This window comes from Cupriavidus sp. 01L415 (assembly GCF_056400065.1).
Genome location: NZ_JBFTSP010000029.1, coordinates 1 through 21,563, shown reverse-complemented (window position 1 = coordinate 21,563; position 21,563 = coordinate 1). Strand labels below are relative to the sequence as shown.

18 protein-coding genes and 1 riboswitch are annotated in these 21,563 nt (G+C 63.5%); of the genes, 5 read left to right on the top strand and 13 right to left on the bottom strand.

Features of this window, described 5'->3' with window-relative positions; genetic code table 11:
- Window positions 1–28 precede the first annotated feature (28 nt).
- Together AC1DOX_RS26060 and AC1DOX_RS26055 are read left to right on the top strand one after the other, a co-directional pair.
- The gene (locus AC1DOX_RS26060; RefSeq protein ID WP_441622545.1) at window positions 29–925 is read left to right on the top strand and encodes a GntR family transcriptional regulator; all 897 of its coding nucleotides are present in this window, start codon (window positions 29–31) and stop codon (window positions 923–925) included.
- 18 nt (window positions 926–943) lie between these two features.
- On the top strand, window positions 944–1,681 hold the full coding sequence (locus AC1DOX_RS26055) for an ABC transporter substrate-binding protein (RefSeq protein ID WP_441622543.1): 738 nt from the start codon (window positions 944–946) through the stop codon (window positions 1,679–1,681).
- A gap of 60 nt (window positions 1,682–1,741) precedes the next feature.
- Here AC1DOX_RS26055 and AC1DOX_RS26050 read toward each other — a convergent pair whose 3' ends face one another.
- Genes AC1DOX_RS26050 through AC1DOX_RS26035 form a run of 4 tightly spaced genes read right to left on the bottom strand, consistent with a single transcriptional unit; the run spans window position 1,742 to window position 5,686 of the window.
- Window positions 1,742–2,155 carry a DUF1801 domain-containing protein gene (locus AC1DOX_RS26050; RefSeq protein WP_441622541.1) on the bottom strand — a complete coding sequence of 138 codons (414 nt, stop codon included), beginning with the start codon at window positions 2,153–2,155 and terminating at the stop codon, window positions 1,742–1,744.
- A 51-nt stretch (window positions 2,156–2,206) separates the two neighbouring features.
- Window positions 2,207–3,466, bottom strand: coding sequence for an MFS transporter (locus AC1DOX_RS26045; RefSeq protein ID WP_441622604.1), 1,260 nt, complete (start codon window positions 3,464–3,466; stop codon window positions 2,207–2,209).
- 27 nt (window positions 3,467–3,493) lie between these two features.
- Window positions 3,494–4,699, bottom strand: a complete 1,206-nt coding sequence (locus tag AC1DOX_RS26040) for a chromate transporter (RefSeq protein ID WP_477101572.1) — start codon at window positions 4,697–4,699, stop codon at window positions 3,494–3,496.
- Window positions 4,700–4,723: 24 nt separating this feature from the next.
- Window positions 4,724–5,686, bottom strand: a complete 963-nt coding sequence (locus AC1DOX_RS26035) for a chromate resistance protein ChrB domain-containing protein (RefSeq protein ID WP_441622537.1) — start codon at window positions 5,684–5,686, stop codon at window positions 4,724–4,726.
- A gap of 211 nt (window positions 5,687–5,897) precedes the next feature.
- Between AC1DOX_RS26035 and AC1DOX_RS26030 the strand changes: the two genes are divergently transcribed.
- Both AC1DOX_RS26030 and AC1DOX_RS26025 read left to right on the top strand, forming a co-directional pair.
- Window positions 5,898–6,353 carry a universal stress protein gene (locus AC1DOX_RS26030; RefSeq protein WP_441622535.1) on the top strand — a complete coding sequence of 152 codons (456 nt, stop codon included), beginning with the start codon at window positions 5,898–5,900 and terminating at the stop codon, window positions 6,351–6,353.
- Between the two features lie 255 nt (window positions 6,354–6,608).
- Window positions 6,609–6,857: a hypothetical protein gene (locus tag AC1DOX_RS26025; protein ID WP_441622533.1), complete on the top strand. Its 249-nt coding sequence runs from the start codon at window positions 6,609–6,611 to the stop codon at window positions 6,855–6,857.
- Here AC1DOX_RS26025 and yddG read toward each other — a convergent pair.
- From yddG to AC1DOX_RS25990, 7 genes are all read right to left on the bottom strand, one after another.
- Window positions 6,854–7,777, bottom strand: a complete 924-nt coding sequence (gene yddG / locus AC1DOX_RS26020; RefSeq protein ID WP_441622531.1) for an aromatic amino acid DMT transporter YddG — start codon at window positions 7,775–7,777, stop codon at window positions 6,854–6,856. The genes AC1DOX_RS26025 and yddG overlap by 4 nt on opposite strands.
- A gap of 8 nt (window positions 7,778–7,785) precedes the next feature.
- Complete coding sequence (locus AC1DOX_RS26015; protein ID WP_441622529.1) at window positions 7,786–8,025, bottom strand: aldehyde dehydrogenase family protein; 240 nt, start codon at window positions 8,023–8,025, stop codon at window positions 7,786–7,788.
- Between the two features lie 117 nt (window positions 8,026–8,142).
- Entirely contained in the window at window positions 8,143–10,272 is a 2,130-nt protein-coding gene (locus AC1DOX_RS26010; protein ID WP_441622527.1) for a TonB-dependent receptor family protein, read from the bottom strand.
- A gap of 132 nt (window positions 10,273–10,404) precedes the next feature.
- Entirely contained in the window at window positions 10,405–11,322 is a 918-nt protein-coding gene (gene mmsB, locus AC1DOX_RS26005; protein ID WP_477101573.1) for a 3-hydroxyisobutyrate dehydrogenase, read from the bottom strand.
- 14 nt (window positions 11,323–11,336) lie between these two features.
- Window positions 11,337–12,476: an enoyl-CoA hydratase/isomerase family protein gene (locus AC1DOX_RS26000; RefSeq protein WP_441622523.1), complete on the bottom strand. Its 1,140-nt coding sequence runs from the start codon at window positions 12,474–12,476 to the stop codon at window positions 11,337–11,339.
- On the bottom strand, window positions 12,473–13,633 hold the full coding sequence (locus AC1DOX_RS25995; protein WP_477101574.1) for an acyl-CoA dehydrogenase family protein: 1,161 nt from the start codon (window positions 13,631–13,633) through the stop codon (window positions 12,473–12,475). Before AC1DOX_RS25995 ends, AC1DOX_RS26000 begins: the two co-directional genes overlap by 4 nt.
- Window positions 13,634–13,647: 14 nt before the next feature.
- Window positions 13,648–15,153 (bottom strand): CoA-acylating methylmalonate-semialdehyde dehydrogenase, encoded by a 1,506-nt coding sequence (locus AC1DOX_RS25990; RefSeq protein WP_441622519.1) that lies wholly within the window; start codon window positions 15,151–15,153, stop codon window positions 13,648–13,650.
- A gap of 145 nt (window positions 15,154–15,298) precedes the next feature.
- On the opposite strand from AC1DOX_RS25990, the gene AC1DOX_RS25985 reads away from it, so the two are divergent.
- Complete coding sequence (locus AC1DOX_RS25985; RefSeq protein ID WP_441622517.1) at window positions 15,299–16,750, top strand: short-chain fatty acyl-CoA regulator family protein; 1,452 nt, start codon at window positions 15,299–15,301, stop codon at window positions 16,748–16,750.
- A 12-nt stretch (window positions 16,751–16,762) separates the two neighbouring features.
- On the opposite strand, the gene AC1DOX_RS25980 is transcribed toward AC1DOX_RS25985, so the two are convergent.
- Window positions 16,763–18,211, bottom strand: coding sequence for a PepSY domain-containing protein (locus tag AC1DOX_RS25980; protein WP_441622515.1), 1,449 nt, complete (start codon window positions 18,209–18,211; stop codon window positions 16,763–16,765).
- A 9-nt stretch (window positions 18,212–18,220) separates the two neighbouring features.
- Window positions 18,221–20,368, bottom strand: coding sequence for a TonB-dependent receptor (locus AC1DOX_RS25975; protein ID WP_441622513.1), 2,148 nt, complete (start codon window positions 20,366–20,368; stop codon window positions 18,221–18,223).
- A 96-nt stretch (window positions 20,369–20,464) separates the two neighbouring features.
- Window positions 20,465–20,706, bottom strand: a riboswitch (cobalamin riboswitch).
- Window positions 20,707–21,563 lie beyond the last annotated feature (857 nt).

The window sequence follows — 21,563 nt, the reverse complement described above, 5'->3', positions numbered from 1 at the left end:
TGGCCCCTCTGCCAGCGGGTCAGACATCATGAATCACGACAGGTCCATCGCGACGCAGATCGTCGAACTGATCCAGACAGAGCAGCTGCCGGTGGGCGCCCACCTTCCGGCGCAAATGCTTGCGGACAAGCTGCGCGTCTCGCGCTCCCCCGTCAACGAAGCACTTGCGCTTCTGCACGAGAAGGGCATCCTCACGCGCGAGAAGAATCGTGGATTCTTCCTGGCCCAGCCGGTCGCCACGCCGGCAGCGGAGCTGGCCTCGCAACTGGGCCTGGCGGAGCCGGATGTGGTCGGCGCCGCCTACTTCCAGATTGCGGAGGACCTCCTGAAAGGCACGCTGCCAACCGAGGTATCGGAGCAGGCCATCAAATCCCGCTACGGGCTGACCACCACGCAGCTCAACGCCGTATTCAAGCGCATTGCGCAGGAAGGCTGGGGAGAACGCAAACCCGGCTACGGCTGGGAATTCTCCACCATGCTGACCACGCCCGACTCGCTGCTCCAGTCATACCGGATGCGGATGGCGCTGGAACCGGCTGCCCTGCTCGAACCTGGCTATCGACTCGAACCACGCACCATCGAAAGACTGCGCGCCGCGGAACTCCACCTGCTCAACGGTGGCATCGAGACGGATACCGCGGACCAGTTGCACGATCGTGGCGTCCGGTTTCATGAATCGCTGGTCGAGGCCTCCGGCAATCCGTTCTTCATCGACACCATCCGGCGAGTCAATCGCGTGCGCCGGCTGCTGTCTTACCGCTCCATGCGCGACCGGGTTCGGTATGAGGAACATGCGAAGCAGCATTTGCACATCCTGGAACTGCTGGAGCGGGAGCACAACGAAGAGGCGTCCCGCGCCATGCGCGAACACCTTGACCACACGCTGACCGCGCTGGCCCGGATCAGCGAAATTCTCGAACCCTAGTTTTTCGAATCGAACGACATGACTGTAGACAAGCAACTGCTCGACGCCTTCGCGCCCACCGGGGTATTGCGCGCTTCGATCAATCTCGGCAATCCAATCCTCGCGCACCGTGCCAGCGATGGGAGTGCGGGCGGTGTATCCGTGGACCTGGCGCACGCGCTCGCGGAACGCCTTGACGTGGCGCTGGAGCTTGTCGTCGTCGACGCCGCGGGGAAGTCGGTCGATGTCGTGTCGAATGAACAGGCCGACGTGGGCTTCTTTGCCATCGATCCGAAACGCGGGGCGAGCATTGCGTTCACCGCACCCTATGTGCTGATCGAGGGCTATTACCTCGTGCGCGACGACTCCGAGGTGCGAACCAATGCCGACGTCGACCGCGCCGGCACGCGCGTGGTGGTCGGCAAGGGCAGCGCGTACGACCTGTACCTGACACGTGAGCTGCAGCACGCGGAGATTGTGCGCGCGCCAACCTCGCCTACCGTCGTCCAGACCTTCCTTGAGCAAGACCTCGACGTGGCCGCGGGCGTCAGGCAGCAGCTTGAATCGGACATCGACGGCCTGTCCGGCTTGCGTCTTCTGGACGAGCGATTCATGGTAATCCGCCAGGCGATGGGGGTGCCGAAGTCACGCGGCGAACGGGCCGCCACCTTCCTGGCGGATTTCGTCGAAGAGATGAAGGCTTCGGGGACGGTGGCGTCCGCGTTGCAGCACCACGGCATCCAGGGGGCCACCGTCGCGCCGGTATCGCCGCGCTGAAACGCGCACCGCGAGCGCTCGTTTTGCCGCCCCCGCCGGCGCACGCGGGAACCCCCCAGCCTACTTTGATCGCTTCGGGCTTGCCTTGCCACCGGATGCGTTGAGGGCGACGGCGGCAAGGATGAGCGCCTTGAATGCGTCCGCGTCGACCTCCTCCCCCTCGAGGATGTCGATTGCGCGCCTTGTGTTCCCGTCGAGGCTCGCGTTGAAGAGCTTGGCCGGGTCCCGCAACGACGCCCCCTTCGCGAAGGTCAGCTTCACTTTCTCCTTGTAGGACTCGCCGGTGCAGAGGATCCCGTCGTGTGACCATGTGGGGGTGCCCATCCACTTCCACTCCTCCACCACGTCCGGGTCTGCTTCCCTGATGAGCTTGCGCATCCTGCTCAAGGTCTTCCCGCGCCAGTCCCCGAGCTCGGCAATTCTTTCGTCAATCAGCCCGGATGCCGACTGATCCCCGGTCGAAGCCTTCTTCATGCTCTCCTCCTGAAAATGTCGTGGCTATCATGGCCTTGGGTCGGCATCCGGTCAACCGGATGGCTCGATGTGGCGAAACGCGCGGAACAGCGCGAGGTCGTAAGCAATCTTGAGCACCCCACAGGCCACCAGTGGTGCGGCGGGCCAGCCCACCACGAGCAGCGCGCCGGCAATCGTCGGCCCGAGCGCGGCGGCAAGGCTTCTGGGCACCGCTGTGAGGCTCGCTGCCGCCGGACGCTCCGCTGGCGTGACAATCGCCATCACATAGGCCGTGCGCGTCGGTACGTCCATTTGAGATAGCGCGCTGCGCACGAGCAGTAACGCCAGCGCGGGTATCAGCGCCGGCGAGAATGCGGCGGCGATCAGGCAGAGGCTGGATGGGATATGCGTGAACACCATGGTGTTCAGCAAGCCGAAGCGCTGCGCCAGCGGCACGGCGACCAGCTGCGACGCGGCGCTCAGCAGGCCGGCCCAGAAAAAGAACTGCCCCGCCGATCCCGGGGAAAGACCAAAGCGCTGCATCAGCCAAAGCGATAGCAGCGCGTTCACCACCAGGCCGCCGGCAAAGGCATCCACGCTGAAAAGCAGCGCGAGGCGAATCACAATCCCGCGCGATGGGCCGAGGGGCGTCGTCGCAGGCGTTGCGTGCTGATCAGGAGCTGGCAGCCGGAGATAGAGAAACCAGAGCGCGGCGCCGGTCAGCGCGTAGACGACGAACATCGCCCGCATGGCGGTGAGGGATGACAGGCCTGCACGGAGCACCAGCAGATCGGGCAACGCCGCCGCCAGCGCTCCCAATGCAGCGGATAGTCCGCCGACCAGGCTGTAGCGCGCGAACAATGCCGTCCGGGATGCAGGGGTGGCAGAGTCCGCCAGCCGTGCCAGCTCCAGCGGCAGGAACAGGCTGACATCGCCGGAGCCAGGATTGAGCGTGCCGACAAAGGCGACAAGCAAGAGCGGCCACAGCGATGAGAGTCCGGCAAAGCCCATGCCGGTTGCTGCCATCATGCACGCCGCAAGCATCAGCATGCGGCGCTGCGGGTAGCGATGGCCGGCAACGCCGACCAGGATCGTCGCCAGCGCCGAACCCACAAGCGTGGCACTGCTGATGATGCCGACGGCCAACGGGCCGAAGCCAAGCGCGAGCAGGTACGCTGGCAACAGCACCGCAGTAAAGCCGTCGCAGACACCGCGTAGCGCACGCCCGACGAGCAGCAGCAAGGCGTCCGGGCGAACGCCGGCGGGCAAGACGAGCCGCGCGAACCAGTCGTGGCCCGGGGCGGCAATCGGATCCGTGTGGGGGCGTCGCATCATGATGTCGCGCCGGCGCTTGCCAGCCTAGTGATGCAGCAACGGATATACAGCCAGTCCGATCAGCGCCGCCCCGGCGACGATGACGGGCTCCGGCAACTTTCTGAACCTGAGCAGCAGTGCCGCGGTGCCGAGGGCAAGCAATATCGTCGGCACATCGACAATGGAACGCTTGGCCAGCACGATCACCGCACCGGTGATGGCGCCGACCGCGGCCGCGGTGACGCCATCGACAAAGGCAAGGATGGCGGGCAGCTTGCCGTACTTCTTGAAGTACGGCGCAGGCAGGATGGTGAACAGGTAGCACGGCAGGAATGTCGCCAGCGCCGCAACACAAGCGCCCGGCAGACCGGCGACCAGGTAGCCGATGAAGCCAACGGTGATCACCACAGGCCCGGGCGTGATCATCGCCACGGCTACCGCATCGACAAACTGCTTGTCGTTCAGCCAGTGGAAATCCGTGACAACGCCGCCGTAGAGGAAGGGCACGATGGCCAGGCCCGACCCGAACACGAACGCCCCCGCCTTGGCAAAGAACACGCCGATCTGCGTCAGCAGCGGCCAGTCCATCGTGCTGAACATGCCGCCGGCCGCTGGCAACTGAACGGCGGCCAGCGCGTTGACCCCGCCGCCCTGTTGCAGCCACCTGGGCGGCGCGCGCCAGAACCAGTTCACGAAGCCGGCCGCAAGGAACAGCCACGCTACCTCCGATTCGGTGATAACCGTCACGGCGACAAGGATCAGGTAAATCGCCCAAAGCAGCTTGTCTTTGCCCACGCTCTTCATGGTGAGCTTCCAGGCGCTGATCGCGATGATGCCGATGACAGCCGCGCCCACGCCATAGAACACCGCCTGCATCCACGACAATCCACCGAGGCGGACATAGGCCCAGCCCAGTGCGATGACCATCAGGAACGATGGCAGCACAAAGCCGATTCCGACAAGGGTGGCGCCACGAATGCGGTAATGCACGTAGCCCAGATAGATCGCGAGCTGGGCAGCCAGAGGTCCGGGCGCCAGTTGCGCGAGGGCCAGCCCTTCCTTGTAGTCGGCATCCGTGATCCATTGGCGCCGGTCCACCAGGTCGCGGTGCATGTAGCCCGTCAGCGCCACCGGGCCGCCGAAGCCGAACGTCCCAAGACGAATGAAATAGAGCACGAGGTGCCAGAGCGTGTAGCCAGGCTGCTCGGCGGTCGGCACCTGGGGAAGACCGGCTTGCTGCGTGTCGGACATAGATGTTCCTTGAAAACGGTCGAATCAGGGTCTTCCGCTTGCGGAGAAATGGGTATACAGGGAGTCGAGCACCTGTCCCGTCTCGGCCAGCAGCGCGTCATCGTGGGCCAGCCGTTCGCGAGCCCCCGCCAGCATGGCTTCAAAGCCGCTGGCTTCCGGCACCGCCACGCCGCCGACATCGAGCGAATGCACCATCGCGCCCAGGCGGCGCAGGCCGCGGTCTGTTTCCAGGCCGAAGCTCGCCAGCAACACCTCGAAGGAAACACGGTCGCCGACGTGTGTGAACGTGGCGCCGTCGAAGTCAAAGCCGAGCGCGTCGGCCGGGCAATCGGCCGGCGTGTCGAGCCACACGAAACGGGCATGCGGGTCGATAAATCGCTGGATCAGCCAGGCACTGGCCACGCGGTCCACCCACAGGCGGCGGCGTGTTGCCCACAATCGGCCCTGATACTGCATCGGATCCCGTCGGGCGATGCCGTCCGCCAGCGGATGCGGTTCCCCGGGGGATTGAAGGGTCTCGATGGCGCCGGCGAAGTCCTGCCACTGCGCCTCGGCACGGGCCGATGCCTCATTGGGAAAAAAGTCGATATGCCGAATGGATTCATACACCCGCCCGTGCCGGCGCAGCAGGCGGCTCAGTTCGGTCCCGTTCAGCCGGGCCAGGGTGGCGCGGGATTCCGAGAGTGCCGCCAGCAGTTCACCGTAGTCGGCCCCCCGGTCAAACAGGTCACGGTAGGCAGCGGCCTCGTCCGGATCATGGGCGCTCACATGCAACAGCCAGGCTTGACCGCCTTCCTGCAGCGTTTCGTCGGCCAGCTTGCGTAGCTGTGCCACGTGCTCCTGACCTGCCGGCAACAGGTAGGCGCCGTCGCGCAGCGCGGCGCAGCCGAGGTTTCTGAGGGCGCGCCAGATCCGCATGCGCGCGGTGGCGCCGGAGGTCGGCAGGCTGACGATCAGCAGGTTCCAGGCATCGGAGGCGGGGGTCATGGGCACATCATAGGAACCCATAGACTAATCTTCAATGCTGTAGCGATCTCTACATATATGCCTCATACATCATTTGTTGTTCTGACCCGGACGGCTATGCCCGTTTGACGTAACGCAAACGCGGCGCGCCCGAACGGCCTACCCTGAGATCAAGGATGCCTCTCAGGTTTTCGACCGCATCCGCCCCCCGATCCAGACAGAGGACACTCTCATGTACCAGCGCATCCTTCTCGCCGTTGACGGCGGCCCCTCTTCGGAACTCGCCCTCTCGCAGGCGCAGTACATGGCCAGGGCCACGAATGCCGAGGTGAAGGCCATCTTTGTCGTGGACGACAGCGATCTGTTCTTCGAAACGAGCTATATCGACCCCAACGACGTGCTGCGCGGCTTGATCAGCGTCGGGCAGCAGGCGCTGGCCTCGGCGGCGCGGAAACTGAACGAGGCCGGAATCCGCTGCATCACCGAACTGATCGAGAGGCCCGTTGCGCCCGGGCAGATCTCCTCGACGATCGTCGCCCAGGCGGACGAATGGAGCGCCGATCTCATCGTCATGGGTACGCATGGCCGGCGCGGCATGAAGCGGCTGATCATGGGCAGCGTCTCGGAAGGGGTGATCGCGAAGACCAACAAGCCCGTATTACTGGTGCGCTCCGAACGCGCGGATTAGGCTGCGCGGCCAATCCTGCCTCGCGCGGGTCTCTTTGTTCCTGACGTGCCGGTGCCTGATCGCATCGGCGCGTCTTCTTGCGTCTCCCTCCTGCGAATTCTCCCAACGCAGACGAGTTGACCAGCGACGGCCGCCACATCACAAATTGACCCTGCTCAACCCGGCCTGTCTCGGCCCCCGCAGCCGCCGGCGGCGTGACTATAGTCGTTTAACGAACTAGAAGATTCGGAGACGAGCGGCCACCGCGGCATGCACATGCCCGCGCCGCAAGCCACGCCAGGCAACGCAACACAAGGGGCAATCGAGATGCTAAGTCCTCATGAATTCGCAGCCTTGCTGATTCTCAGCAACTCGGAGCGGCACGGGGAACTGGACCCTGCCGATATCGGCACCCTGGTCGAACGCCAATTGGTCCGTCTTGAATCCCGGAGCGCCGAGCGCAACGCGATACGGATCACCACGGACGGCGAGCGCTTGCTCCGTTCGATCGGCCGGGGCCGCTAACTCTGGCGAGAACGTGCTGACGGCGCTGGCTTCGTACTCTGCCCTCGTGTCGCAAACCAGCAAAGAATGGAGCCGGCGCAAACCATGGCGGCGCCCTTCCAGAATGCGAGCGAAAGCGGTGCTTGCAATAGCGCGGCCGCCAGGGCCGCGGACAGCACGGGGATGAAATACGACGCGCCGGCAAGAATGGTCACGTTCCCATGCAGAATGCCCACATTCCATGCGGCATAGCCGAACCCCATGGCTGACGCTGCCATCGCGAGATAGATGATCCCGTGGTAGCTCATTCCCATCGCGCCGTCTTCCGTCGTGAAGTACTTCAGCCACAATGCCAGCGCCGTCAATGTGAAGAACAGCGTGATGCCATTTTTGCCGCCAGCCATCCTGCTGGTGACGGTGCAATAGGCTGCCCAGATCAACGCACCAAAGAAGGCTAGTCCATAGCTGAGCGGATTCGTTTTGATATTCCCGACCATGCCTGCGATGTCCAGGCCCTGATCTCCGCCGAGTACAAGGCAGATTCCGACAACGGCTACCGCGAAGCCCGGCACGATCAGCAGATTGGACTTCTGCTGGTTGAACACAATGGCGGCCAGCATCGTAAAGCTCGGCCACAGATAGTTAACCATCCCAACCTCAATGGCTTGCCTGCCGCTGTTCGCATAGCCGATAGACAGGGACAGACAAAGCTCGTAGACAACGAACAGGATGCTGCCCCAGAACAGATATCGCCCGGAGAATTGCCGAACCTTCGTGAGCCCGACGGTGAAAGACAGCAATATGGCGCCGACTGTATAAATCAGGGCAGCGCCGCCGGTGGCGCCGAAGCTCTCACTCACACCACGAATCAGGCCGACGATCGAGCTCCATAGCAGAACTGCGGTCAGCCCAATCAGCGTTGCTTTTCTCTTGCCTTGCATGTCAGCACTTACAGTTGTTCATCGACCGGGAACGCGACACCTGCTTCCGCGATGAGGGTAGTTGACGACGGATGACGAAGTTGCGACCGGTATTCCGCCCTGCCGAATCCCGACGCCTTGTCGCCACCCAACGGCATGGTGATGTCGCCTTCGTCGCAACAGTTTACCGTCACAACCCCGGCGCGGATTTCCTCGATGCGGTGAAACGGCGGCAGCGAGCCCCGTGAACACTCGCACCAGAAACACAAAACCCGCGCCCATACAGGGGCGCGGGTTGGTATGCCTTCCCGGAAATGACCAGGCAGTTGTCGGCTGTCGGCGCCGAGGGACGGCAGATGGACGTCCCTCAGCGCCTCACACGGTCATTAGAACGCAGCACGCGCCTGGATGTAGACCATGCGCGGCGCGCCAACCAGTCGGCCGGCGTTACTGTCGGTGGTACGCGTGTAATAGCGCTTGTCGAACAGGTTATTGATGCCGATCGCGATATCGGTGTTCTTGCGCTGCGGCACCTTGAACATCGCCTGGATGTTCCATGTCCGGAAGCCCGGGATCAGCCCATTGCTGCCGTCCGCGGACTCCGCCACCGTGTTCGCCAGATCCGCGTACTGCTTGCTCTGGTGCGTGGTCGAGACGTTGAACGTCCAGCTGCGCCAGTCGTAGCGTGCGCCGATGGTATCGGTGGTGCGCGAGTAGAACGGCACATCCAGGCCCGCCGTGGTGCCCGACTTCTGGATCGCGCGCGTGTACGTGTAGTTGGCGTACAGGTTCAGGCCGCCCAGCAGGCTGCCACGGTCGAACGCGTAGTCGATCGCCGCTTCCACGCCATCATGATCGGTGGCGCCGATGTTCTGGAACGTGGCCGGGAACAGGCCCGGCACCTGCAGAATCTGGTTGTCGAACTTGATCTTGAAGGCCGTCAGTTCCGCCTTGATGTTGTTGTCGGTCCAGCGCGTACCCACTTCGAACGTCTTCGCCACTTCCGGCTGCAGTGGATTGTTCGGCGTCTGGGAATTCAGCTGGGTATTCTGCACCGGGCCAAACGACGTGCTGTAGTCGGCAAACACGGTCCACGCATTGTTCACCAGGTACGACACGTTGACCGACGGCAGCGCCTTGTTGTTCAGGCTATCCCACTGCGTCGTGGTGCCGCGCTGCTGGCGTGTGGTGTCGATATGCTCGAAGCGCACGCCCGGCACGATGCGCCAGTTGCCATACGCGATGCGGTCGTCGATGTAGACGGCGTGGGCGTCCGTGGCATTGTCGAACGTCGTGGTCGTGGCCTTCACGCCCGTGATGAGGTTCTGGTTGTACGTGTTGTCGTCGCCGCGCTCGCGGATGTAGCGGTAGCCGACCGTGATGTCGTGCGTGGTMGGGCCCAGCGCCACGCGTTGCGTGAAGCGCGGTTCGATGCCGAACGTGGTGTAGTTGCGCGGCTGGTGCGCGATCACGGTGGCGCTCTGCTGCAGCGTGCTCTGGCGATAGCTGTCGTTGAAGAACGTGCGGATCTCGAATTCCTGATTCGCGGAAATCGTGTTCACGTAGCCGAGGTCGAAGCCGTAGCGGTTGCCGCTCCAGTAGTCGTTCGGCCGCGTGTTCTGAAACGGATCGGCGTTGAATTGTGCGACGGTCAGGCCGCCCGGCGTGCGCGACTTGACGTCGTAGTAGCTCACCTTGCCGTAGACCTGCTGGGTCGGGGTGATGTCGTAGGCGAACTTCACGGCCAGGTCGTGGACGTCGTCGTCGCTGCCCTTGCGCCATTCGCGGCCGGTCATGCCCGAGTACAACAGCGCCAGGCCCAGGCCGCTATCAAGTGTGGTGCCCACGAACGCGTTGTACTGAGTGTTGCTGCCGCCGCCCTCGGTGTAGATGTTCTCGCGGACCGAGGCCTCGCCGGTGATGCCGGGGCCGGTCGGGATTGGCTTGGTGTTGAAGTTGATGATGCCGCCAACGTTCTGCGGGCCGTAGCGCACCGCGCCGCCGCTGCGGACCACGTCGATCGATTCGATATTGCCCAGACTCACCGGCGCGAACGACAGCTGCGGCTGGCCGTAAGGCGCCACGGCCATCGGAATGCCGTCGAGAAGCACCGTGGAGCGCGGCGTGTAGCGACCACTCAGCCCGCGCACACCGATATTGAGCGAAACGGCGCTGCCGGCGGTGCCGGAGTTGTCGGTCGATTGCACGCCCGGGATGCGGCGCATGACGTCGCCGATACTCTGCGCGCCGCTCTGCTCGATCTGCTGCTCACTGACCACCGTGCGTGCGCCGGGGAAGGTCTTCACGCTGTTCTGCAGCCCGGTCCCGAGCCAGTTTCCCGACACCTGGACCGTTTCCAGAACACGCTCGGCGTTACCGCTTTGCCCCGATGACTCGTCGCTCTGCTGCGCGCCGGCCCGAGGCGGCGTCATGCAAAGTGCGGTAACAGCAACAGCTGTTGCGCAAAGCGCGATCCTGGGGGCAGGGCGAGAAACGCCGCAGCGGCTCGATTTCATGACTGACCTTCCTTGTAGCAAAAACTTGCGAAGGCCAAGAATGTAAATGATAACGCTTATCGTTTGCGTACGGCGTGAAAGAAAAAGTAACTGAGGGGGTCGAAGTGTTGCCAGTTTGCGACGAATGCTGCGTCAGGCGCGCCGGTCGTCGTCCGCCTCTTCCGTGTAGAGCCTGATCACACTGGAAAAATCCAGTCCGCCCCGCCCCGAGCGATGGTTCAACGAGTACAGGTTACGCGCGAGCTCGCCCAGCGGAACCGTGGCGCCCACTGACATCGCCGCCTCCACCGCCAGGCCCAGATCCTTGAGCATGAGGTCGTTGCCAAAGCCGCCTGTGTAGCCACGCGAGGACGGCGCGTTCTCGAGCACGCCAGGCCATGGGTTGCAGACTTCCGTCGCCCAGCTTCGTCCCGTGCTGACAGCGATCATCCGCGACAGCGTGCCCGGATCGAGTCCATGCGAGGCGCCCAATGCCAGGGCCTCGCCAGTCACGGCCATGATCACGCCGAGCGCCATGTTGTTGCAGAGCTTTGCCACCTGACCGGCGCCCGATGCGCCCATATGGAAGATGTTCTTGCCCATCGCGTCAAGCGCCGGCCTGGCCCTTGCCAATGCGCCTTCGGTGCCGCCGACGATGAACGTCAAGGTTCCCGCAGCCGCGCCGGCCGTTCCCCCGGATACCGGTGCGTCTATCATTTCAAGTCGACTTTCCGCCGCGGCCATGGCGACCTTCTTCGCGGATGCGGGTGCGATCGTGCTGCAATCGACAATCAGTGTGCCGGCCTCGAGCACCGGCAGCAGTCCATCGCTCCCGAGGTAAAGCGATTCCACATGCCGGCTGTTTGGCAGCATCGAGATCACGATCGAAGCGCCATCCACGGCGGCTCGCGCCGAACTTGCCGTGTTCAGGCCCTCAGAGCGAACACGGGCCAGCGCGTCGGCACCGAGGTCGAATGCCGTGACGTCGAATCCCGCGCGATGCAGGTTCACCGCCATGGGCGCGCCCATGTTTCCGAGTCCGATAAAGGCAATACGCGTGCTGCTGGACATCGATGTCTCCTCGTTCAGGCCAGATCGGCCAGGGGATGCGCGCCGCCATGCAGCGGCGCGAGATGGCTTGCAATGTGTTCTGGTGTCACCGCTTCAAGCGCGGCAGGCTTCCACCGCGGTCGTTTGTCCTTGTCGATCAGCAAGGCCCGAATCCCTTCCGGAAAATCCTGATGCGTACAGCAACCGAGCGATGCTTGCCATTCCAGTCTGAAGACATCCGCCAGCGACATTTCGCGGGCGCGTTGTTGCATCGCATACGTGAGTGCCAGAGACGTTGGCGAAGCACCGGCAACGGCGCCTGCAGCCTTCGCCAGCCATGGATCCGCGTCGTCGTTCAGGGCCTTCAGCCGCTTGACGATCTGATGGAGATCGTCGCGGTCGCCGATCAATTCGTCGATCCGGGCAGCATGCGTCTTCAGCGCGGACTCGGGTAGCTCCAGGCCGTTCTGCAATGCCGCGAGCAAGCGATCCAACCGGGCTGCATCGGCATCGGCATCGCCGTGCCATGACGCGGCTGCAATCGTTTCGAGCAGCATGCCGCGCTGGCCGGAATGTGCCGCGTGCGTTGCCAGTCCCGCATACAGCGCGTCATTGACGTTCAGCGACATCCCGGTCAGCCCAAGGAACATGCCCGCCTTGCCGGGCATGCGCGACAACACCCAGCTCCCGCCCACGTCCGGATACAGCCCGATCGCGACTTCGGGCATCGCCATGCGCGTGGCTTGCGTCGCAACACGGTGCGATGCGCCGGCGAGCAGGCCAATCCCACCGCCCATCACAATGCCCGTTCCCCAACAGAGAACAGGCTTTGGAAACCGATGGATGCGGTAATCCAGGCGATATTCGCGCGCGAAGAATGCGGCTGCCTCGCGCGGCACCTCACCGGGCGCCACGGCCTTGATCGAGCGATATAGCCCGACAATGTCGCCGCCAGCGCAGAATGCCTTTTCGCCCACGCCGTCCAGCAGGACGCCGACAACGCGCGAGTCAACCGCCCACCGCGCCATCTGGGGATCGATCCGCTCGACCATCGCCATGGTCAACGCATTGAGACTGTCGGGGGCGTTGAGTGTCACGCGGCCGAACAAATGCCCGCTGGCCGTCTCAATTGTCGAGATCAGTACGGGCGTGTCGCGTTCCATGGCGTCGCTCATCGGATCACCTCCGTAGCGTTGTCCTGCAACAGCCTGCGGGCGACGATCACGCGCATGATTTCATTCGTGCCTTCAAGGATCTGATGCACGCGTGCATCACGCAGCAACCGCTCCAGCGGATAGTCGCGGAGGTAACCGTAGCCGCCATGGATCTGCAGGGCCTCGTTGCAGACGTTGAAGCCCACGTCGGTGGCCAGGCGCTTGGCCATGGCGCAGTAGACCGAAGCCTCCGCATCGCAGGCGTCGAGCTTCGACGCTGCAAGCCGCACGATCTGCCTGGCCGCCACCAGTTCGGTAGCCATATCGGCCAGCTTGAATTGCAGCGCCTGGAAATCCGCCAGAGGTTTGCCGAACTGCTCCCGCTCATGCATGTATCGATGTGCCACACGCAATGCGCCTTGCGCGGCGCCGATCGAGCAGGTGGCGATATTGATGCGCCCGCCATCGAGCCCCTTCATCGCTATCCTGAAGCCGCTGCCCGCCTCCCCAAGCAGATTGCCCGCCGGCACGCGCACGTTGTCAAAACTGATGGTGCGCGTTGGCTGGCTGTTCCAGCCCATCTTGGTTTCCTTCTTTCCATACTGGATACCCGGGCTGTCCGCCGGAACCAGCAGCGCGGAAATGCCCGGCGCGCCGGGTCCGCCCGTGCGCGCCATGAGAACCAGCACGTCCGTCTCCCCTGCGCCCGAAATGAACGCCTTGCTGCCATTCACCACAAAGCCATCGCGTTCCATGCGCGCCGTGGTGCGCAGCGATGCCGCATCGGACCCGGACCCGGGCTCCGTCAGGCAATACGATGCCAGTGCGCTGCCGCTGGCAAGACGCGGCCCCCAGTACGTCGCAAGCTCCTGCGAGCCGAACGTGGTCACCATCCAGGTCGCCATGTTGTGGATCGTGATGAATCCCGTTGTGGATGGGCAGATGCTCGCCAGCTCCTCGAAAACAATGGTCGCGTCAAGCCTCGACAATCCCACGCCGCCAAATTCCGCCGGCACATAGAGCCCGCAGAAGCCCAGTTCACCGGACTTGCGGATCGCATCGCGCGGAAAATGCCGAGCCTCGTCCCACTCGGCCGCAAAGGGCGCGAATTCGTGTTCGGCGAATTCGCGCGCCGTGTGCTGGAAGGCGAGCTGATCCTCGTTCAGGTCGAAGTCCATCGCCGGCTTCCCTGCTACTGCAGCCGGATGGTTGTGTTGACGCCGGTGGAAACGTCGTCCTCGAACCAGCGCGATGTGATGGTCTTCGTCTGCGTATAGAACAGCACCGCCTGCTTGCCGTAGGGCCCAAGATCGCCCAGCTTGGACGCACGCGAGCCGGTGAACGAAAACATCGGCACGGGCACTGGGATCGGCACGTTGATGCCGACCTGTCCGACGTCGATCTCTTCCTCGAACTTGCGCGCCGCCGCGCCGGACTGCGTGAACACCGCGACGCCGTTGCCGTTCGGATTGGCGTTGACGAGTGCGATCGCTTCGTCCAGCGTATCGGCGCCAACCACCGCAAGCACGGGACCGAACACCTCCTGATCGTAGATCGCCATTCCCGGGCGCACTCCCGAGAAGATCGTCGGCGCGATGAAATTGCCTTCTGCCAGGCCACCGGGCAGTTCCGGCATGCGCCCATCGAGTTCCAGTGTCGCGCCCTCCTCGACGCCTTGCGCGATCAGGCCTTCGATCCGTGTCCTGGCATGGCGCGAGATCACGGGCCCCACATCCGGATTGTTCTGTCCCGGCCCGATCTTCAGCGTCCTGGTCTTCGCCACGAGATCCGGTACCCAGCGATTGGCGTCGCCGACGAGCACCACCACCGAGACGGCCATGCATCGTTGGCCGGCCGCGCCGAATGCGGCGCCCGCCAGCGCATTGAGCGTCTGCTCCTTGTGCGCGTCGGGCAGCACGATGGCGTGATTCTTTGCGCCCATCATGCACTGCACGCGCTTGCCCGCAAGCGAAGCGCGCTCATACACATGTGTCCCGACCTTCGTCGAACCGACGAACGAAATGGCCTTGATATCCGGGTGGTCGCAGATCATGTTCACCACGTCGGCCGCGCCGTGCACAACGTTGAGAACACCCTTTGGAATCCCCGCTTGTAATGCCAACTCCACCAGCTGCATGGTCACCATCGGGTCCTGCTCCGACGGCTTGAGCACGAATGTATTGCCGCAGGCAATGGCCATCGGGAACATCCACAGCGGAATCATGGCCGGAAAATTGAACGGCGTGATGCCGGCACAGACACCGAGCGGCTGCAGCCGCGTATAGGTGTCCACGCCGGACGCCACGTTGTGCGCCAGCTCTCCGAGCTGCAGATTGCCAATGGCCGCGGCATGCTCAACGACTTCGAGTCCGCGGAATACATCGCCTTCGGCATCGGCCAGTGTCTTGCCTTGCTCGGCGGTCAGCGTCGCGGCAAGCGACTTCATATTGGCGCGAATGAGCTCCTGGTACTTGAGGAAGATCCGTGCGCGCGTGCCGATCGGCGTCCTCTTCCAGGACGCAAATGCCGTCTGCGCGGCTGCCACGGCGGCGGCAACTTCGTCAGCGGTCGCCAGCGGCACGCGGGCCAGCACCTGCTGGTTCGCAGGGTTTACAACATCACGCCACTCCGACGTGCGTGACTGGACGAACTCACCATTGATGAGCAGCGGAATGCTGGGAATTTCGGCGGAATGCATGGGGTCTCCGGTTGGCTCGACATCGACATCAAACTCGGAGAAAATCTACTCGCAATCTTCACAAACCCACACAACTTACCGAAGTAAAAGAGAATACCTGTGAAGATCTTCGCAATCCCTCCCGCAATTTTGTGAAGGTTGTGAAATGACGAAGTCGAGAAAGATATTTGTCGGCGCGCGCGTACGGAGACTGCGCGAGCAGCGGGAATGGAGTCAGGTGACGCTGGCAAGCCGCTTGTCCCTTTCGCTGAGCTACATCAGTCAGATCGAAAACAACCAGCGCCCGGTCACGGCTGCGGTGTTGCTGAAACTTGCCGAGGTGTTTGGCGGCGATGTCGGGCAGTTTTCGGAGGAGCAGGACCAACGCCAGCTTGCCGAGCTTGATGTCGCATTGCGGGATCGCACGGTTTGGTCGAGCACGATTGCACCGGCTGCGCTGCAAAGGATGACCGAGCAGGCACCCGATCTGGTCGAGGCTTTCCTGAGTCTCTATGCGCGGCACGGGCGGCTGCGGGACGAGTACGCGCAGGCCGTCGACCGCTTCTATGGCGAACTTGGCCCGGACGCCCGATCGGACATGCTGCGTGAGGTTGCGGCGCCACTCCCCCACGAAGAAGTGCGGGATCATTTCAATCGCGAAAACAACTACCTGGATGCGCTCGATGTCCTCGCGGAAGAGTTGGCGGCGTCGGCGAACCTGACGCCCGGTGGCCGAAGCGCGCCGCTACAGAAATTGCTACGCGATGGCTTCGGCGTCACAGTCACCGAGGCGGAGGACAGCGGCGGATGGCTGCGCCGCTTCGATCCCGCCCGCAGACAGATCGCGCTGCGTGCCGGACTCAGCGACGCGCAACAGGCATTCCAGCTTGCGACACAGTACGCGCTACTGATGCATGGGGACGTCATCGAGGGCGAAATCGGGCGGGCCGGGTTCTCCGACGCATCCACTCGGGAACTCGCGCGACAGGGGCTCTCGCACTACTTTTCCGGCGCCATGCTGCTACCGTATGGCGGCTTTCTCGATGCCGCCCGGCGCGTGAGATATGACATCGAATTGCTACAGCAGCACTTTCAGGTGAGCATCGAGACGATATGCCATCGCCTGTCGACGATGCAGCGCCCCAACGCCCGAGGCGTGCCGTTCTACTTCATACGCCTGGATCAGGCAGGGAACATTTCGAAGCGGCAGAGCGCGACGTCATTCCACTTTGCCCGGCACGGCGGCGCATGCCCGCTCTGGCACGTACATGAGGCGTTCGCGCAGCCAGGCCGGATTCTCACGCAGATTGCGGAGATGCCCGACGGCATCCGCTACTTCGGCATTGCCAGAACGATCGAACGCGGCGGCGGCGGCTACCGCACGCGACGCAAGCTGTTCGCCATCGGTCTTGGCTGCGAACTGGCACACGCGCGCGAACTCGTCTACGCGGACCACATTGACATCGAACACCCGTCCGACGTTGTGCCAATCGGGCCCGGCTGCCGTGTGTGCCCACGGGAAAACTGTGTGCAGCGGGCGTTTCCGCCGGCCGGCAAGACGATCCTTGTGGACAGCAACGCGGAGTCGCTGGTGTCTTACCGATTTGCCGACGATTGATCAACCAGCCAGTCAGCGACGCAACCGCCGCCAGCCGACCACGACGCCGCTGACCGACATCACCAGACCTACGATCGACAACGCCCACATCACCGCATCCCACCATGGACGATGTTGCGTCAGTGTCACGAAGTCATAGCTGTGGACTGCGTTGAACAGCCAGCGGTACGCGCGGCGGCTATCGTCACTTCGGCCAATCACCTGGCCGGTCGTTGGGTGGATATAGGCCCACGTATGGTCCGTATCGTCGAAACGGACGCGCAGCACAGGTAGTTGGCGCGTGTTGTGGTGGCTGTACCAGTAGGCGTCCGGTTCCGTCTGCACCTCACTGGATGCGATGCTGGCGGTGGGTAGCAACGTGGCCGCAGAGCGAATCAGTGCGCCACGATCCCATTGCAAGGGAAGACCACTGCGCGGATCAAGCGCCTGGATGCTGCCCTCGCCTGATGCCACCAGCAGTACAGGGGCGCCTCCGACCCAGTTCATGCGAATCTCGCGTGCTCCATCGCCCTGTCGAATGGCTTGCCACGCCGGAGCGGGGAAGGATGCCGCGTTGTGCCCGGCATAGCGCTGCAATGCCGCACCATCGAATCCGCGCCCGTTGAACCACTGGTTCGGATTGACGGACAACCATCCCGAGATCAGCCAGAACAGCAAGAACAGCGAGCCGATGAGTCCGGCCACGTGATGCCACGCCATCCAGCCGTGATACGGCGACGCGCCCGCCATGCTGCCGTGGGCGAAGCGGCGCCGCACACGCAGCCGCAGCCAGCCAATCCAGATGCCGGTGATAGCCACCACGGCACACGGGCCGGACGTCCACAACACCACCTGCCGCCACAGCGGCGGATCCTTGCGGATCGGCGTGAAGTAGAGCCAGTGAGGGACCGAGCCCAGCCAGTTCCAGAGCCGTTCGGCGCGGTGCGTGTCGCGCATGACCTCGCCCGTTTTCGCGGAGACATACAGCTCGGTGCCTGCGTCGTCGTCGATGGCGATGCGATGGAGGGGCCGCCAGGCGTTGAGCCCGTTCGGCACCGTCCACTGGTCGCGTTCCGCCGTCTCCAGCCATCGCGCGGGCTTGCCGGCAAACCGCTGCGCGGTGGCCCGGGCCGTATCTGCATCGACGTGGTCGATCACGCGGCCATCGACTGCCGACACCGTGTGAGGCTGACCCTTGCCATCGATCATGCGATAGACCGGCAGGTCGCCCGCCATCTCAAGCCGCAGGCTGCGGGGATACTGGTCGAGACCCGCAGCCTGCATGGCTGCATCGGGCCCTACGACGACGCGGCTGGCATCGATCGTTGGCAACGCCGCAAGCCGTTCGGCATCGGTCAGCGCGGGAAAGCCCACGTACATCATGACCAGTCCCGAACCGAACCACATCGCAATCAGCAGGCAACCCGCGATCCCCATCCAGCGATGGATCAGATACAGCCAGCGCTTGGTCTTGCGCCACACGATTCCACCTCAGAAGTAGAAGTTGGCCGACAGCTCCGCCGCGCGCGGACGCCCGAGCAGCCATTGCTGGCCGCCGTTGGAAACCGATTCGGCGTAGTCCTTGTTGAACAGGTTGTAGACGCGCAGTGTCAGTGCCGTTTGCCTGGTCACGCGCCACGACAGTACGGTATCGACTGTTGTATAGCTGGGCACGCGCACCCGGTTCGCCGTGTCGGCATAGCGGCCGCCCACATAGCGCAGGCCCGCGCCGACCGTCCATTGCGGCAGGAAGGTCCACGTCAGCCATGCATTGGCCGCCTGCTGCGGCACGCTGGCAGGCACATTGCCGGCACGCGACACCAGCACGCCACCCACGGACTCGTTGAAGTCCTCGTAGCGCGCCCGCAGCACGGTACCGTTGATATCCAGACGCAAGCCGCGCAGCAGTTCCACGCTGGCCGATGCCTCCAGACCGCGCGACGACTGTTCGCCGACCTGTTGCGTGATGGTCGGGTTCACGGGATCGCGCGACAGCAGGTCGTTCTTGCGGATCTCGTAGGCCGCGAAGGTCCATTCGCCACGATTGCCCCAGAACGCCTGCTTGACGCCCACTTCTACCTGCTTGCCCGTGGCGAGATTGAAGTTGCGTTGCGCGTCCGACGTGGTGATCAGCGCGCCCAGCGGATCCGTGGCCGTGGCGTACTGCGCATAGACCGCCAGACTCGGTGTGAACTGATAGACCGTGCCCACACGCCACGTGGTGTTGGCAAACGTCTTTTCCCAGGCGGAGCCGGCCAGCAGATCCGTGCGTGTCAGTTCGGCGTGGTCGAAGCGCACGCCGCCGATGACCGACCACTGCGGCGTAAAGGCGATGCGGTGTTCGCCGAACAGCGCGTACTGCGTGGTGTTGGTACGGAAACGCGGCGAGGTGACGATGCCCGGCGGGCTGAAGAACAGCCCCGGATCGAAATCGCGCGCATTCACGGTCGACGTCCCGCCGTAAGGCGAATTGTTCGAATGCGTGAAGTTGATCTTGTTGATGTCAAAGCCAACCGTCGTCGTGTTGTCGAGCCCGAGCAGCTTGCTGTGCACGGTCACGTCGGCGCGGTCACCCACCTGCTCCTGATCGTGCAGGATTTCCAGGTAGTCGGTGCGGCGCACCTGCGACGTCGCCGGCAGATAGGTGTAAGTCTCGCTGTCGCGCCAGTGGCGATGGCTGGTCAGGTAATAGAACTGGTTGCGCACCTTCAGGCGGTCGTTGGGCGTCCATTCGGCATTCAGGCGCGTCCAGCGGTCGCGATAGCTGATTTCGGCATCGCCAACGTTGTAGTTCTTCTTGCGCAGCGAGGTGTCCAGGCTGCCGTTGACCAGCGGCGTACCCAGGTATTGCTGCGGATGCTGGGTGCCGTCGTCATAGGACAACGTCAGGTTGAATTCCGGATTCACGTCCAGCCGCACCGACGCCGACACCATCAGATTGTTGGAATCGCCACGGTCCACCCATCCCGCCGAGCGGTTGGCCGCGGTGGCGAAGCGGTATGACAGGTTGTCGTTGATCTTGCCACCGCTGTCGAAGGCCACGCGCGCGGTCTTCTCGGTGCCGCCCGTGATTTGCAGTTCGTTCTCGATCGGCCCTCGGATTGGCTTCTTCTGCACGACGTTGACCACGCCGCCAATCGCCCCCTCGCCGTACATCACGGAGGCCGGGCCGCGCAGCACCTCGATGCGGTCGACTGACCAGGTATCGAACGGGAACGTCACCGTGCCCGACGCCACGTACATGCGCGTGCCGTCCAGCAGTTGCATGACCGAGCCCTGGCCCGCGAACCCGCGCGCGGTCAGCGACGTGCCGCCATTGCCGGGGGCCGGGTTACCGGTGATACCGGTGGCGCGGGTGACGGCTTCGCGCACGGTCTGGTCGCCACGCGCACGAATCGTCTCGCCGCTGAGGACTTCCACGCTCGCCGGCGTTTCCAACGGCGTCAGGCCCATGCGGCTGCCGGTGAATTCGGGCCTGGACAACGCCATGCCGGGCTGGGCGTTCTCACTGACTACCACTGGCGGCAGCGACGCATCCTTCTTGTCGGATGCTTCCTGGGCGAAAGCGTAGGGAAGATTCAGGCTGGCAATGGTGCCAAGAGATACGGCCAGAACACGAGGCCGACTACCACGTGCCACACGTGACGAAGTTTCAGCCGAGCGCGGGCGGCTAGCGGAATGCGCAGACAGGTTGTATTTCATCGTGAAGCCGGACGACCCCGCCCGGACGGAGAATGTCGATGTTGACGACAGGCCGGTATCCGGGCTGGCAGGCGGGAGCGCGCTCCCGGAAATCCGTCGCCTTCCCACGCCAATAAATCCTGCGCAGTGGCCGCCGATCCGATGGATCGGCATGACAGTTCCCTAACCTGCTTACCGTTGCGGGGGCAGCACAGGCATTGCCGCTTCAGGGCGGCGCACCTGTTTCCCGTTTAACCAATGAAAGAATCGTTGGCACCTGCAATCACGGGCGGCCCGCCTTGGGGGGCGCGCCGCGGTGCGCATTCTACTCGTAACTGCCAGTTACAAACCGTACACGGCGAAAGAAACAACACGACATGGCGCTGAAACTACGCGTGCCACGGCCGGCGCCTCGCGCCTGTTGCGACTGCTTTGACAGTGACCTCGAACAAGACCGGGAGCTTGCGGAAGGCAGCTGTTCGCTGCCGTTGATGGGAGGGTCACTGGGTTAGAACAGGCTAAGCTGGCCCGGATGCGAACCGTGGTGCTGACAAACCGATTCCCAACGACCGAACCGGAATCGTCCGTAGGCACGCTCGTCCCGTGTGTGTCAGAGCAATTCAACCGGCTGGGCACTGTGGACAGCCCAATGCGTCCTCCTTTGATCATTGTCAAATGGATCGCCTTGAAGCCATTCCCTGTCATGGAACGCAATGCCTTTGACACGAACTGCAAAGTCGGGCTCGCGCACGGCTTTTAGCCTTATACCAACGCGAAGCGCGTTAGATGATCTCGCAAAGACGATAGGAGACACGAAATTGGCTACATCCCGCAGACACGCACTGGCGTACCAGTCGCTGGTGTCGATCAGGCGCTTCCAGTGCTGAGGTCGCCATGTTAATCACCATCCATCGCCATGGGCATCGTGCGCTTTTCGTCCGCGCCGGCACGCCCTTCACACAAGTTCCACTCGAAGCACTCCAATGGCTCGGTGAACCGCCCCGGGTTTAGTGGAGGCTCCAATTCTTGAGAGAATGGAGCCCATGAGCAAGCAAACCAAGTTTTCCCCCGAGGTCCGAGAGAGAGCCGTACGCCTGGTTCAAGAGCAACGCAGCGAGCATCCGTCGCTGTGGGCGGCCGCTGTGGGCGGCAG

Coding starts and splice junctions, on each gene's coding strand:
- AC1DOX_RS26035 (WP_441622537.1), bottom strand. CDS start 5,686: ATGACCCCCGCCTCCGATGCCTGGAACCTGCTGATCGTCAGCCTGCCG.
- AC1DOX_RS26025 (WP_441622533.1), top strand. CDS start 6,609: ATGCCCGCGCCGCAAGCCACGCCAGGCAACGCAACACAAGGGGCAATC.
- AC1DOX_RS26030 (WP_441622535.1), top strand. CDS start 5,898: ATGTACCAGCGCATCCTTCTCGCCGTTGACGGCGGCCCCTCTTCGGAA.
- AC1DOX_RS26045 (WP_441622604.1), bottom strand. CDS start 3,466: ATGCGACGCCCCCACACGGATCCGATTGCCGCCCCGGGCCACGACTGG.
- AC1DOX_RS26060 (WP_441622545.1), top strand. CDS start 29: ATGAATCACGACAGGTCCATCGCGACGCAGATCGTCGAACTGATCCAG.
- AC1DOX_RS25990 (WP_441622519.1), bottom strand. CDS start 15,153: ATGCATTCCGCCGAAATTCCCAGCATTCCGCTGCTCATCAATGGTGAG.
- AC1DOX_RS25985 (WP_441622517.1), top strand. CDS start 15,299: ATGACGAAGTCGAGAAAGATATTTGTCGGCGCGCGCGTACGGAGACTG.
- AC1DOX_RS26050 (WP_441622541.1), bottom strand. CDS start 2,155: ATGAAGAAGGCTTCGACCGGGGATCAGTCGGCATCCGGGCTGATTGAC.
- mmsB (WP_477101573.1), bottom strand. CDS start 11,322: ATGTCCAGCAGCACGCGTATTGCCTTTATCGGACTCGGAAACATGGGC.
- AC1DOX_RS26000 (WP_441622523.1), bottom strand. CDS start 12,476: ATGAGCGACGCCATGGAACGCGACACGCCCGTACTGATCTCGACAATT.
- AC1DOX_RS26055 (WP_441622543.1), top strand. CDS start 944: ATGACTGTAGACAAGCAACTGCTCGACGCCTTCGCGCCCACCGGGGTA.
- AC1DOX_RS26040 (WP_477101572.1), bottom strand. CDS start 4,699: ATGTCCGACACGCAGCAAGCCGGTCTTCCCCAGGTGCCGACCGCCGAG.
- AC1DOX_RS25995 (WP_477101574.1), bottom strand. CDS start 13,633: ATGGACTTCGACCTGAACGAGGATCAGCTCGCCTTCCAGCACACGGCG.
- yddG (WP_441622531.1), bottom strand. CDS start 7,777: ATGCAAGGCAAGAGAAAAGCAACGCTGATTGGGCTGACCGCAGTTCTG.